The following is a 13,464-nucleotide window of genomic DNA, read 5'->3' as shown; positions in this document are numbered from 1 at the left end:
CTAATTGATTATTTACAGTTTCAATTTCGATTTCTAATAACCGATACTGACGTAAGAGCGTGGCGATTTCGTGTTGGGCCATCTGTGTTCCTTCTGTCAGTCCGATAGAGTTTTGCGCGGCTTCAATCAGAAGCTTGGCTTTCGGTAACTGTGGGGCTCTCATTCCCTTTACCTGTCGGTAAAGAAAGACCAGCTCTTCAGCTGTTTTCTCTTTAATATCTTTTGGTAATGGCGTCATTTCTAGTGTTGCAAGTGCCATCTTCCCGAAATTAGGAAAGACTTGAGTAAACTCTGGAAAGTAGCGATCAAGCCAACGAATGATTCGATTTTTAATACTAGCCAAATCCTCCGTCAATTTTGAGCGAAGAGTAGAACCAATACGAAGCTCAGCCTCAATGTCTTTCAATATACGTGGATAACTGAAACGTCCATCCTTTAATAAGCGAGCGATGACTAGTGCATCTTTTTTATCGTGCTTTGTTGGTAAGTTATCATCTAGTTCTTTCGAACGTCTTACGTGCATTGGATTCACCATGACTAGTGGGATTCCGTATTGATCTAAGAAATAGGCTAAGTTCATCCAGTAGTGACCAGTAGGCTCAATCCCTATTATTACTTCAGTTTTCTTAGCGTCCTTCATTGTTTGAAGAATCTTTTCATACAAGTTTTCAAAGCCTTCTTTCGATTGATGTACCGCAAAAGCTTTTTCTATTACTCGCCCGCGTTCATCGACAAAGCATGCGTAATGAATACGCTTGGCAATATCCATGCCGACAACGAGTGTATTTTCAGTAACTTGATTAATTTTATTATTCCATTTAAAATGCATAAAGGAGTCCTCCTTGTTTGATGATGGGTCAATGGTCGTTGACACTCATGCATCATACTAGAGGGCTCCTTTTCTTTCAAGACCTCGAACATCCTTCAAACAGGAATGCTGCTCCGTTAGTTCAATAAAGAAAAAAAGAGCTGCATTATGCAACTCAATAATCTTCAAGTAAAGCACTCCTTTAGTGCAAAAACAAACTTAGAATCGGAGGTGATAACAATAATAATAGTGCAATGGAGTCCAAATCCCTAACATCTCTGACGCCATAATAATATCGTATCCATTAGATTGCGTTGCTTTTAACGGTACATTTAAATAATCCCACATTGTTTTCATTGGTTGCATCAATTCATATCGGAATGAATCTTCATTACCATTTCCTACTAAACACTTATCATAAAATTCTAAGCTATTGATTAAGTTGATTTTTATTATTTCCACATTACCTCCTCCTATTCTAATAGCTTAGTCCTTTACGTAACGTCAATGTATAGCTTTTAATGCTTAGAATGATCTCTAATGTTGAATTTAAGTGTTTTAGCAAATATATAACCTGTTAATCCTAGTGTCGCTCTAATTCTCCTCCGGAAAAGCGCATGCACTTTAGCACCATCTATCCGCCTCATTTACTCGATATGAAGCAAACTCATCCAATCATTCCCAGCTGTCAATGAAATTCGCATGCCAGGTGCACAAAAAAACAAGCACCCAATAAAATAAATTGGACGCTTGTTTATTATACCCATACATTTAATAGGGCAATAACATTTAGTTAATGAAATCTTGAGGAATACATTCACGAACACCTGAATTTCTCAAGGAGTTAAATAAAGCTGCACCGATTCTTAATAAAACATTGGTATCAGTACCATTCTCTAAATCATAAATTACGTAGTATGCATTATCAACTGTAAAAATACATTTTCGTTCTAATTCAAATCCAGGTGGTACAGTTGGAAGATTAATAACTGGTCGAATCACAGGTGTATCTCCTTCATCTCTAATAAAATTGAAAGTTTGTTGGTCAATCTCATAGATATTAACTGGATCAATCTCTACACCTTTTTCTGGAATTGTAATTTCATCTTCAACTAATAGGAAAAAGCGTTCGTTTCGGAAATTGAAAAGACTTCTCGAGCCAATTTCAAATGATGCCATTTTATATTCACCTCCTCTTCATATATTAAGTTTATTCATATCGAATAAAGTTGTTTGGACGAAAAGGAAGGAGGAGTGAAGAATAGAAAATATTATATTATCAATACTTATAATACTCCTGGTTGTTCGTGGGATTTTATCACAGGAATTACTGTTACGAGAGATGGAAGATACAAATAACCTTCATGAAATCCTATAACAATTCCAATCTCAGATAAACCATGTATGTACTAGTATCTCTTTTGATTAAAAAAATGAAGTTATCTAATTTTACTCAAAAAGATAAGAGCCATGCTACAAATTGTAAGTAGCAAAGCTCATTATGTTGTTTCATTTACATTTAATAATTATTTATCCCTCAACAATATGTTCGAGTTCTAGGATAGTTTGTGTTGCTAATTTAAATTTCTTTAATATTGTGCCAAGCACCATTCTTTAGTTTCTTGATCGGCAAAGGATGCTTCTACACTATTTAAATAAATTATCCGATAATCTTCTTCACTTAGATTAAATTCGTTGTCAACTAAATGTATTTCTTTTTCCATTGTAGTATCTGAAACTGTTCTGTTATCCGTATTAAATGTCACTTTTATTCCATCTTTATGAAACTTATAAATCGGATGTTCAGAATAATTATGAACGGCTTTCGTCTGGACATTACTTGTTGGACACATTTCAAGCACTACCTGTTTTTCTTTCACAATCTTATAAGCCTCGGCGCAATCTTTAATAAATACTCCATGCCCTATTCTTTCAGCACCTAGCAGTTCAACAGCATCTAAAACGTTTTTTCCAATTCCTGTTTCACCGGCATGAATAGTAACTCTGTAGCCATATTTTTTAGCTAATGCAATTGGATCTACGAATTTTTCACAAAAGCCTTCTTCTTCAGATGCACATAGGTCAATTGCCACCACACCGTTTCCAAGGAATTTTTTCCCCTTTTCAACTACTTCAAATGCGCTTTCTACAGACATCGTTCTCATGCAAGACAAGATTATATTTCCCTTTATTTCGTAGCGGCTTTCAGCGTCCCTCATCCCCTCTATAACAGATTGAATAACTTCTTCAACATCAAGACCTTGTAATATATGAAGTAACGGGGCAAATCTGACTTCTAAATATTTCACATTTTCTCTTGTTGCATCCTCAAATAGCTCAAAAGTAATTCTTCTTAAGTTCTCCTTAGACTGCATAACTAAATTAGGAAGAGAAAATCTTTTTAAATACTCATCAAGGGATTCACATTCTAACGGAGCAATTAGCTCCTTTTGCAGTTCATCCTTATCAAAAGATGGTAACTGAATACCTTCCTTCTGTGCAATATCGATAATAGTTTCACCCCTTAGGCTTCCATCCAAATGACAGTGAAGTTCGATTTTGGGCAATGCTAAAAAGTTCATTTTTGTCCTCCTAAAATAAATTTTTAGATTAAAATACAAAAAAATTCCTGACTACAAAGAAGATACAAGTATTGTACTTGTACTTTCTTCGTAATCAGGAATTTCGGTTCCTGGTAGAGACCCCCAAACCATATTATTGGGGTTATACGGAATTTTATTTTTTTAAATAATAATAAAAAAATATTAGGTTGTCAACATGGTTCCGAACCTTTTCTTTAATAAAAAGCATATTCTACAATAAAAATTTTCAGTCAGTAGCCGCATTTGGAATTTCAAGTTATTAACGAACATGAAATTTCAATTAGAACCTAAGACAATTCACGTTTTATAGCACATTAAAAATCCTTCATAAAAAAATGACTGCTTTATCATTAGCAGTCATTTTTTTATTAGTAATATTTTATATATATAAATTCTATATCAATAAAATGGCAGTAGTAAATGGTTTCATTTTATTTAAGGCAGTGTTTGGTGTAATTACCATTTTACAAATAGAAATTAAATCTTCTGCTACAGCACTTTTAGATAGTCTTTTAGTTACGCAAATGTCTGCAAGCACTCGAAGTACCGAATGCCACCAAAGAAAGCTTTTATAAAAGAGCATGTCCTTTTTTATAATATGCTTTGAATTTTTTTATTTGAAATAATATTCACTTCTTAAAAGCATAAAATAATATGGATTAAAACCAAGCATTTTTTAAAAGCTCTATTCCCTTATAAATTCCTTCTTCATCTAAGTTAGCAAATCCAAGTAAAACTTTTGTTGGTTTTTCTTCTGGAGGAATCGCATAAAAAATTGACGTTGGATATAACTTTACACCTTCCATTTTTGCTTTTTCTATTAGTTCATCTTCGGACATACTATTATTTGGTTCCAGCAGAATATGTAATCCACTACTAGCACCATAAATTTTCACTTTATCTCCCATTATTTGATTAATTGCCTTTAATAAGGCCTCGTATTTTCTCTTATAGCTATTTCTTGATTTACTCAGATGCCTCTCCCAATGACCACTTTCCATAAATAATTGTAAAGTATGTTGATGTAATCTCGACACAGTTTGAACATAATAGCTGTTCTCGATATATAAGTTAATTAATTTTCTTGGTAAAACCATATAACTTAGTTTTATGGAAGGAATCAACGATTTTGAAAATGTTCCCATATAAATAACATGATCATACGAATCTAATCCTTGTAGAGCCGGTATTGGTTTCCCAGCATATCTAAACTCACCATCATAGTCGTCCTCTATGATATAAGCGTTTTCTTCTTTTGCCCACTCTAATAATTCTAGTCTTCTTGAGATAGGCATGACTGTTCCCATTGGAAATTGATGAGATGGAGTCACATATATGGCTTTAACCTTGCTATTTTTTAAATGGGCGATACTAATTCCATAATCATCAAGATGTATTGGTTTTACCCTTATACCATTATCTTCAAAAAGGTGGCGAACTCTATAATATCCTGGATCTTCCATACCAAAAAGCTTTTCTCGTCCAATCAAGTTACATACTATTCCTGTAAGATATTGCAAACCTGCCCCTATTACAATTTGGTCTGCAGAGCATTTAACCCCTCTAGCTTCATAAAGATATTTTGCAATATAACCTCTTAATTCAAGCTCACCTTGTGCATCCCCATATAAAAAAAGGTGTCCTTGTTCTTCATTAAGACTTTGCATACTCAATTTACGCCATATTTTATAGGGAAAGTCTTTTAAATTTATATCCCCATAATTAAAATCATACTTAATTACAGTAGGATCTTTTTCTTGGTTAGACTTTAATAATGTTTTATCAAATTTAACATTATTTTTTTGAAAATAATCCTTTTCAAGTTCTACAACATATACCCCCTCTCTTTCTCTACTTACCACATACCCTTCTGCAAGGAGCTGTTGATATGCAACGTCTACTGTGTTGCGACTAATGTTTAAATGTTTAGCTAAGCTTCGTTGAGAGGGCAATTTGGTTTTAGCTAAAATGTTTCCATTTTGAATTTCATCTTTAATGTATTTATATAATTGAAAATATAGTGGTTCTCCATTATTTAATATTGGTGTAATTTCAAACATATATTTTTGGCTCCTTTAGAAATAACATTCTTGGCACTTTTAACGGTACCAGAGGGTTATTATAATAAAATCTACATTGTGACAGAGAAAATGTAAACACATCCGATAATAATATTTTGTTTATTCCAAAAACTCACAATGATTTTTATTAAGTAAGGAGAGATTTTACATGTATATTCCTAAGTATTACAAAAAAACTGATTTAGAAGAAATCAAAAAATTTATTAAAGACAATTCATTTGCAACAATTGTTTCAATAAGAAAAGGAAAACCAATAGCAGCCCATGTACCATTATTATTGAATAAAATTAAGGATGAATATTACCTCACAGGTCACTGTGCATATGGAAATCCTTTATGGAGGACTTTTGAGGATATAGATGAAATATTAGTTATATTTAATGGTCCACATGCGTATATTTCTTCTTCTTGGTATGAAAAAGAAAATGTGCCAACCTGGAATTATCAATCAGTTCATGTTTATGGAAAAGCAAGTCTCATTGCAGGAAATGAGTTAGAACAAGATTTAATTAACTTACTTGAAAAATATGAGAAATTCCGTGAAAAGCCTGTATTGTGGGATAAACTTTCTCCTGAAATGTTACAACAAGAGTTAAAAGGAATAAAAGGATTTAGAATTAAAATAGAAGAAGTTCAAGCTGCCTATAAATTAAGTCAAAATCGTAATGCTAATGATTACGCAAATATTATTAGCGAGCTTTATAAAGAAGAGGATCCTAATGCTTCTGCAGTGGCAGAAGCTATGAAGAAAAATAAAAATGACTAAAACAGAAGGCAGAAATGTTATATAAACGTTTCTTCCATATATTGTATATACAAATTTTTGTCATGATATATCAATTTGTTCTTCATCACCCATATAAAAAGAGTGAGTCCCAGTATGGATAAAACCTATTTTCTTGTAAAAAAATATGGCATTATCATTCTTTTTCCAAACACCTAACCAGATGTTTTTTTGTTTTGTGCTACAGCTATTTCCATCGCTTTGTTGATTAAATGTTTTCCTAGTCCTTTTCCTTGATATTTATTCCTAATGCAAATTCTTCCACGCAAAGTGGCACCTACATATGCAGGGAAAAATTTGAAGATACTTATTTGAAGGTTTGGAAAGCGTGTACTATTACTTCGTAAATATTTTAATCTCCGTTTTTTCTCAAAAAAAAAAGCTGAACTAAATTGTTTGAATTAGTTCAGCATAAAAATAATGTATTATAATGTACACATTTTATTAAGGTGACTCGTGTATTTAAGATACTACTTTACTTATTGACTTATAATAAAATATCTAAGATGTTTTTATAGGTAATTTGAAGTTTTAACAAGTCATAAATGTAATTTCATTTAAATCTATTGCAACCTGTTGGCCACTAGGAAGGAAACCACCTAAACTTTTTTCATCAATAGAAGTCACAAATACATTTAAAGTTCTTCCGTCTCTTAACTTCATATTAGCCCATTTTTGAATACATCCACCAGTTTGTTGTGGTGGAGGATATGGTGGGTATGGTGGATATTGTGGTGGATACTGCGGTGGAAATGGTGGGTACTGTGGCGGATATGGTGGAAATGGTGGGTACGGTTGTGGTTGTATCGAGCCTGGACTTATATATGGCTGTGGTTGTATTGAACCTGGACTTATATATGGCTGTGGCTGTATTGAACCTGGACTTATTTGACGTGGCTGTGGTTGGGTTGAACCTGGACTTCGCCGATATGGTTGAGTCATGAACACACACTCCCTTATTAACCTAAATTTTTAATCTAAATTAACTTATGTAAAATATCTAGATATGTATCCGCTATTATCTCTATTACAATCTTAAAAATCTCTAGATTGATTTGTTTTAAGGGCTAATAACCTATTTTAGCCGCTTTTATAGTGCTTGTATGATACAACAAAAACAACGAAATACTCGATTTATAAATTGAGTATCTCGTTATTTTTTTCATGAATTTTATTAATATTAAAACCCTAAAATTGAATTGCAGCTAGTTCAACGTGATTTCAAATTCCGAGTTCGGCACGCCAGTAAATACAACCGTTCCGTCCTTCGGCAGTTTTACTTTGTTATCGCTACTCACAACAGTAAAATTGACGCATACTCCATTCTCATCATACACCGCGAACGCACTCTTCTCTGGCAACGCCACGTTCATCGTTTTCCCTGCTACCGCTTGCGGGATCGTAAACCATCTCGCATGCCCATTTGCTTGTAACGTAACTTTAGATGATTTGCTTGCATCAAGCGGTTTTACGTTGGTTTCACTTACGTATAACAATCCGGACATCTCCATATATTCATTACCGCCTTCTGTATAAAAAAGAGATTCCGTCGTATCACGGCCTGTCATCCCAGGGATCTGTAGCTGATGCGCGGCCGAGTTTGGGCCTGTAATTTTTCGGCCGGCCCAATAGCCCTCTAGACCTTCATTTCGATTAATTTGTGTTGTAAGCATCATTGGTGCGAGATATTGAGCAGAACTATATTTCTCATTTACGAGATAGAACTTGACGCCTTCCCGCTTCGCCCATGCGGCAGTGGTTTCCTTCGATAGCATGTTGTCTTCTAGTTTCTCGGCTAAATAGTGAGTAAGCGCTACTTGCCCTAAACCAGGCATCGATATAAATGAGCTTTCTTTCAAATAAGTTCTTCCATTCTTCTCAGTGACGAAGTTGAGTTTGGAGGTACCTTTCTCGTTAATAAAGCTTCCATTCGCAGTATATACATATTTTTCTTCTGGATTAGATGGTAAGAACAGTTCTCCATTTTTCTTGATTTCTACATTGAAATGACTGAAACTATTGCCGTAAAAACCCGCTTTCTTCGCTACATCTTGAGGCACCTTGGCCTTGACCGGCTTGCCAAAGGATTTGTTCGGCTTGATATCCTTAATTGTGCCCTTCTCTTTGAGTGCAGCGAGCAGTATTTCAGTCGCCATCAGTTGATTTGTAGCGCTGCTACCGCCGGAGGACAACACAGCCACTGCCATCTTCTGTTCAGGAAGTACGACCAGTGAAGCGTGTTGCAGTCCCGTGTCGCCGCCTTTAGTCAAGCCCTTTATCCCATATTCACTGAATGGATATAGTTTCACACTATCCCAGCCAAGACCATAGTTGAAGATATTATCTCCATCCCCCGGCCACATTCCTTTTTTATATTCCTCTTGCTCCATCGCCTTGACTGCCTTATCAGAGAGGATTCCTTTTCCCTGCCCCATAAATAATTGTGAGAATCGAACCATATCTTCTGCTGTGGAAGAGATCCCTCCCGTACCGATCACATTCACCGATTCAGTAGGAAGCTGCCCTTGATAAGTTGGAAAATAAAGTCCAGCCCGCTTATCGTCTTCCCATTTGTCCTGCGGCGTTTTCGTATGATTTAGCTTTAAGGGTTTTGTAAACCGTTGATGTATAAATTCGGTAAAGCTCATACCACTGACTCTTTCCACCATAATCTCGGCTAGCGTAAAGCCGTCGTTGCAGTATACGGAGAACGCTCCAGGATCCGCCTTCAAGTGCTGGTTGGACAATTGCCGCAACAAGTTATCATGTGCATAGGTATCATTATCTTTGAATAAAAATGTATTACCATACCCAGTACCTTGCAAGCCGGAGGAGTGGTTCAACAGCATACGCGGCGTAATGCGTTTATACCGTTCATCCTTCATCTTGAAATCAGGAACATAGTCGACGACAGGAGCATCCAAATCTACTTTTCCTTCGTCGACCAATTTCATCACAGCTGCCGCTGCATACATTTTACTGACTGAACCAATCCCGTATAGGGTATCTTTGGTCAGTGGCTGTTTCCCTTTCATATCGTTCTTGCCTGTCTGACCCGACAAAATAAGTTTGCCATTATCAATTAACGCATACTGCACACTAGTCGTCTCATAGGACTTTGTAAGTAGCGCAGCCTTCTCTGCCGCAATCTTCTTCAGTTCTTGGCTAGCTACTTCTTGGTTAGCTACTACAACCGTATTCTGACTGCTAGAAAACGCCATCGCTCCTGTTGGTAGGCTCATCGTTAACGCTAATGTAGCAGCTAACACGCCAGATAATTTATTTTTCATAAAAGAATTGCCTCCTTAGATAAGTATCGATTTCATTGCTTATTTCGAACAAAGGTATCTCCTTGTTGTCCTTGTTAAGCAGTATACATAACCAAAACCAAATTAAAGGAAAAACAAAGTAAATAAAAGGTAAAATTCAGTATCTACCTTCCGTAAAAAAACTATTTAGTTAAAACAAGAATAGGCGCCTATAAGTAGTAATCTTTTTAAAATTTGTGAGTAGATTTTCTTATAAATAAAAACTGAACTAAATTTTATAAATATTAGTTCAGTTTAAAAATACCATATTATAATGCTCCACATTTTATTAAGAATACTAGTCTATTAAAGATATAACTTTATCTATTGGCTTTTATTGAATAAACAATATTGCATCCGCCCAGTTGGCATGATCATTGTCAATATTATCATTAGCATCAAACGCAACTAAATCAAGTGTATTTTTTCCTGCAATATTTACTTCTACATGTTCAGCTGGTTCGTTCGATTTTTTAACCGGACTTATATTTAAAATTTTACCATCAGCGATTATCACAAAATCCACAGATCCATGACCCGGCGCTACTTGATCATCTATTCCTACATCTACTGTAAATTTAGTATATTGTCCATTCAAATTATACTTAATTGAACTATTTGAGTGCGATCCAATCTCTTTTTCATATTTCACACCATTAATAGATAACTGTGTTTTATAAAACGATTGGTTTTTATTATAAGAAAAATAATTAGATGTCATTTGCTCTATATCTCCTGTAACTGAAATTGGAGTTAATTCATCCCTTAATTGCACAAATACAGGTGTAGCAGCTAAAGTAGTAGTATTTCCGCTTACAAAAAATGTACAAATTGTAAGCATTAAAACCACAGCTAAACTTAATACATTAAATCGAAAACCTTTTGATTAATAACCTGCTTTGTGTTTTTCATATCAAATAAATCCCCTTTCGATTTTGAAATACATTTCTTATCTTCACATAACAAACCAAAATTTTCAATCTTTTTTAATAACTGCAAATTTTATCTAAAGAATACAATTGGAAACATTAATCCACAGGTTGGGAAAACGTTCATTAACACTTCCTAAATAACTGTTGCCATTAGGAAGAAATCCACCTAAACTTTTTTTCATCAATAGAAGTCATAAATACATTTAAAGTTCTTACGTCTCTTAACCTCGTAGTAGCTCATTTTTATGGTGGATACTGAGGCGGAAATGGTGGGACGATTGTGGTTGTATTGAACCTGGATTTATTCAACGATATGGTCGAGTCTTTAACACACACTACCTTTTTTACCTAAATTTTTAATCTTAATTAACTTTAGTACTTATATGATACAACAAAAATAACGAGGGCTCCTTTATAAATGGAGCACCTCGTTATTTTTTCATGAATTTTATTAAAATTAAAACCCTAAAAAGAAACTGTTCTAAGTAAGTGTGAGTAGTTCTTTCAAAATACATTACCTTACCGTAAAAGCTTTGCTGGTGATAAATTTGGACCGACTGGTTCATTCATCAAAGATTTGAATTCAGGTCCAGAACAACTTAAAGACAATGATTACGAGTTCGGTGCAATACCGAACTCATTTTACCCAAGCTCCTAATGCTATTAGCGGGTTACTTCACATAGAGTGGCTTTTTCTAAGATATTTAACTAGAGAACTTGCAATGCAAAATCTATCTATTGTTTTCTTCTTCATGATCATTTTCGTGATCATTTTTATTTTGATCTCGTTGTTCAGAAGGTTCTTCAGTCGGATCTGGCTCCTGTTCATCATTAGGTGTACCACATCCGAACAATATTCCAGTAGACAGTATCGCTGTAAACGTACCTAAAAGTATTTTTTTCATGTATTCACCTCATTTAAGGAAATTTTATTTTCCCCTTTATTATTGTCCAAATTATTTTTTGCATACGATATATTTTTAGTGACTGTAATGTTAGAATTACACTCATAAAACATCTACTTAAAAGTTTCATTGTAAACATAAAATTTTTTGTGAGTCTAAATAAAAACTTAAAATGTAAATACTTTTTTATGTTTTTCCAATCGTTATTAAGTTTCCCTTAAAGGCATAACGATTGGCCTTTCGATTTATGTAATAACCTATAGACCAAACAATAATCAGATCTATACCGAGTGTTGGAAGAACCATAGAACCTAATGAAATCCTAAAACAAGTCTAACCTCCGATAAACCGTAACTATGCTGTTTCATATGTATTGGTGTCATCGTCATAATAGCAACCATTTCAATTTGAGTAAGTACCATCATCGTTGCATCGACTGTAAGACCTCTTTTATTGTGAGCTTTATTAAAAAATCCTGCCTTATTTCTATGTCCATATTCTTGTTTGTGCACTTCTATCATTTTCGCTATTTCTAATGGATCCGGACGCAACATAATAAAAAGGACCAAAACTGATAAGATAAATGGACCTGTAAGAGCCGGCACACCAATAGAAACTGCAAATTCACCCATAATATCTGAACTATTCTTCCATTAACCCCTGTTAGTTTAATAATATCCTATAACATTTTAATTTAGATAGCTTTTTCCATTTACTTAAATACCCACTCATAGGGGGTAAAATTTTTGTCTTTTTGTGTTCATACTATACTCTTTAAAACTTTGCTATGCACAACATTTTTTCTCACTATTTACTCGGTGACCCTTTTATAGTTACTTTCCTCAAATTGCTTAGTAACAAGGTAAAAATCTATCTCCCCGTATTTTTCAAAATTCCTTTTTCATAGCTCTCAATTGATTTTAGGTATTTAAATAATCCCATCTTTTCATTAAAAATATTATTTATTTTCTCTTTAATAGACATATTACCAACCACCTTCCAACATAAATCCATAAAATACTACTGAAGGAACAGCTTTTTCAATTAATAAGTAACAAACGCCTATAACTTACGGGGTAAGCAATATATTACGAAATGGAGGTGACAAATAATGAAAAAAATGGATCCACAAAATTTGATTAGTGACAGTTGGTGTGAAAATAACCGAGTTTTTTTGCCCCGGATAAAAGCTGTTGACATATGTTCTATTCAACCTCCACCAGTGGTAATCCCTGAAGGAACTGTTATTCCAATAATAAATAGATATTTCTATATTGTTGCAGAAGATATTGATTTAACAAACGGAACAACCCTTCCAGCTAATTTATTTACAGATGATAATGGAGATCCAGTAACAGAATTCAAACTTTTTAATCCCAATGGTTATGTCAATCTTTATATCAATGCTGTGATGCAAGAGGGCGGTGCTTATAAAGTAACCTCAGATTCATTAAACCTTAAACCATTTAATGCCACTATTTTTGCCGGAACACCAATCATTATTGAATCATTGGGATTCCAACAAATATGATATAAAAATCTGCTAAATTACTTTTCTTTTCCCCTTGAAAGGAGGTGAAACAATGGCTCTTTCAATTATTAATATTCATGTAAACGTTAATGCTACTTCCACAAGATTTTTTGATGTGTTAGCAGCAAATTTAACAGTTGCTGACGGTACTACAATCCTTGCGACTGCCTTTCTAGATGATAGCGGGAATGCCGCTACTACTTTTCCAGTAGTAGCAAATGGTTACTATAATTTTTATATAAATGGTGTACTACAAGAAGGTGATTCGTTTACAATTTCTGCAACAGAGTTAACTTTTAACGGTGTTACTGGTACAATCACAGCAGGAACTCCTTTGGTAGTAGAAGCTGTGGAATTAGTTACACAAACTTAATGACTAATAATCATCCAAACAATAAATTTTAATAGTGTAAGCTTTCTAGCTTGTCTTCTATTTTGGTGCTTAGGGTCACTTTTATCCCAAGTGACACCCTCCAAGCCTATAAATATTTATATAGAAATCCCTCTTCTCG

12 protein-coding genes, 2 pseudogenes and 1 riboswitch are annotated in these 13,464 nt (G+C 34.3%); of the genes and pseudogenes, 3 read left to right on the top strand and 11 right to left on the bottom strand.

What is annotated here, in order from left to right:
- The 5 genes from ACVYAD_RS08445 to pdxR all read right to left on the bottom strand — a co-directional run.
- Nucleotides 1–829: IS110 family transposase (locus tag ACVYAD_RS08445; protein ID WP_476425801.1), on the bottom strand; the 829-nt coding region annotated here is incomplete at its 3' end.
- A 198-nt stretch (nucleotides 830–1,027) separates the two neighbouring features.
- The gene (locus tag ACVYAD_RS08440; RefSeq protein ID WP_476425799.1) at nucleotides 1,028–1,270 is read right to left on the bottom strand and encodes a hypothetical protein; all 243 of its coding nucleotides are present in this window, start codon (nucleotides 1,268–1,270) and stop codon (nucleotides 1,028–1,030) included.
- A gap of 327 nt (nucleotides 1,271–1,597) precedes the next feature.
- On the bottom strand, nucleotides 1,598–1,987 hold the full coding sequence (locus ACVYAD_RS08435) for a spore coat protein (RefSeq protein WP_349660917.1): 390 nt from the start codon (nucleotides 1,985–1,987) through the stop codon (nucleotides 1,598–1,600).
- A 410-nt stretch (nucleotides 1,988–2,397) separates the two neighbouring features.
- Nucleotides 2,398–3,390: an adenosine deaminase gene (gene add, locus ACVYAD_RS08430; RefSeq protein WP_476425797.1), complete on the bottom strand. Its 993-nt coding sequence runs from the start codon at nucleotides 3,388–3,390 to the stop codon at nucleotides 2,398–2,400.
- A gap of 71 nt (nucleotides 3,391–3,461) precedes the next feature.
- A riboswitch (purine riboswitch) is annotated at nucleotides 3,462–3,560 on the bottom strand.
- Between the two features lie 510 nt (nucleotides 3,561–4,070).
- Complete coding sequence (pdxR, locus tag ACVYAD_RS08425; protein WP_476425795.1) at nucleotides 4,071–5,471, bottom strand: MocR-like pyridoxine biosynthesis transcription factor PdxR; 1,401 nt, start codon at nucleotides 5,469–5,471, stop codon at nucleotides 4,071–4,073.
- A gap of 169 nt (nucleotides 5,472–5,640) precedes the next feature.
- Between pdxR and ACVYAD_RS08420 the strand changes: the two genes are divergently transcribed.
- Nucleotides 5,641–6,258 (top strand): FMN-binding negative transcriptional regulator, encoded by a 618-nt coding sequence (locus ACVYAD_RS08420; protein WP_476425793.1) that lies wholly within the window; start codon nucleotides 5,641–5,643, stop codon nucleotides 6,256–6,258.
- 60 nt (nucleotides 6,259–6,318) lie between these two features.
- On the opposite strand, the pseudogene ACVYAD_RS08415 reads toward ACVYAD_RS08420, so the two are convergent.
- The 6 genes and pseudogenes from ACVYAD_RS08415 to ACVYAD_RS08390 all read right to left on the bottom strand — a co-directional run.
- Nucleotides 6,319–6,536 (bottom strand): annotated as a pseudogene (locus tag ACVYAD_RS08415) (GNAT family N-acetyltransferase); the annotation flags it as partial.
- A gap of 271 nt (nucleotides 6,537–6,807) precedes the next feature.
- Nucleotides 6,808–7,218 (bottom strand): hypothetical protein, encoded by a 411-nt coding sequence (locus tag ACVYAD_RS08410; RefSeq protein ID WP_349660922.1) that lies wholly within the window; start codon nucleotides 7,216–7,218, stop codon nucleotides 6,808–6,810.
- Between the two features lie 263 nt (nucleotides 7,219–7,481).
- Nucleotides 7,482–9,566 (bottom strand): serine hydrolase domain-containing protein, encoded by a 2,085-nt coding sequence (locus ACVYAD_RS08405; protein ID WP_476425791.1) that lies wholly within the window; start codon nucleotides 9,564–9,566, stop codon nucleotides 7,482–7,484.
- Nucleotides 9,567–9,918: 352 nt separating this feature from the next.
- A complete protein-coding gene (locus ACVYAD_RS08400; RefSeq protein ID WP_476425789.1) occupies nucleotides 9,919–10,425 on the bottom strand; it encodes an NPCBM/NEW2 domain-containing protein in 507 nt (168 codons plus the stop codon).
- Between the two features lie 822 nt (nucleotides 10,426–11,247).
- Entirely contained in the window at nucleotides 11,248–11,421 is a 174-nt protein-coding gene (locus ACVYAD_RS08395) for a hypothetical protein (RefSeq protein WP_476425787.1), read from the bottom strand.
- A 270-nt stretch (nucleotides 11,422–11,691) separates the two neighbouring features.
- Nucleotides 11,692–12,068: pseudogene (locus tag ACVYAD_RS08390) on the bottom strand (MFS transporter); the annotation flags it as partial.
- A gap of 464 nt (nucleotides 12,069–12,532) precedes the next feature.
- On the opposite strand from ACVYAD_RS08390, the gene ACVYAD_RS08385 reads away from it, so the two are divergent.
- Nucleotides 12,533–12,952 carry a DUF4183 domain-containing protein gene (locus ACVYAD_RS08385; protein WP_349660927.1) on the top strand — a complete coding sequence of 140 codons (420 nt, stop codon included), beginning with the start codon at nucleotides 12,533–12,535 and terminating at the stop codon, nucleotides 12,950–12,952.
- 52 nt (nucleotides 12,953–13,004) lie between these two features.
- Nucleotides 13,005–13,325 carry a DUF4183 domain-containing protein gene (locus tag ACVYAD_RS08380; protein ID WP_349660928.1) on the top strand — a complete coding sequence of 107 codons (321 nt, stop codon included), beginning with the start codon at nucleotides 13,005–13,007 and terminating at the stop codon, nucleotides 13,323–13,325.
- Nucleotides 13,326–13,464 lie beyond the last annotated feature (139 nt).

The sequence above is a fragment of the Lysinibacillus sp. G1-3 genome (assembly GCF_056322905.1).
This window is presented reverse-complemented; position numbering and strand designations above follow the sequence as displayed.

Excerpts from the sequence above, each read along its gene's own strand:
- ACVYAD_RS08435 (WP_349660917.1), bottom strand. The coding sequence starts at position 1,987 with ATGGCATCATTTGAAATTGGCTCGAGAAGTCTTTTCAATTTCCGAAAC.
- add (WP_476425797.1), bottom strand. The coding sequence starts at position 3,390 with ATGAACTTTTTAGCATTGCCCAAAATCGAACTTCACTGTCATTTGGAT.
- pdxR (WP_476425795.1), bottom strand. The coding sequence starts at position 5,471 with ATGTTTGAAATTACACCAATATTAAATAATGGAGAACCACTATATTTT.
- ACVYAD_RS08420 (WP_476425793.1), top strand. The coding sequence starts at position 5,641 with ATGTATATTCCTAAGTATTACAAAAAAACTGATTTAGAAGAAATCAAA.
- ACVYAD_RS08410 (WP_349660922.1), bottom strand. The coding sequence starts at position 7,218 with ATGACTCAACCATATCGGCGAAGTCCAGGTTCAACCCAACCACAGCCA.
- ACVYAD_RS08405 (WP_476425791.1), bottom strand. The coding sequence starts at position 9,566 with ATGAAAAATAAATTATCTGGCGTGTTAGCTGCTACATTAGCGTTAACG.
- ACVYAD_RS08400 (WP_476425789.1), bottom strand. The coding sequence starts at position 10,425 with ATGCTTACAATTTGTACATTTTTTGTAAGCGGAAATACTACTACTTTA.
- ACVYAD_RS08395 (WP_476425787.1), bottom strand. The coding sequence starts at position 11,421 with ATGAAAAAAATACTTTTAGGTACGTTTACAGCGATACTGTCTACTGGA.
- ACVYAD_RS08385 (WP_349660927.1), top strand. The coding sequence starts at position 12,533 with ATGAAAAAAATGGATCCACAAAATTTGATTAGTGACAGTTGGTGTGAA.
- ACVYAD_RS08380 (WP_349660928.1), top strand. The coding sequence starts at position 13,005 with ATGGCTCTTTCAATTATTAATATTCATGTAAACGTTAATGCTACTTCC.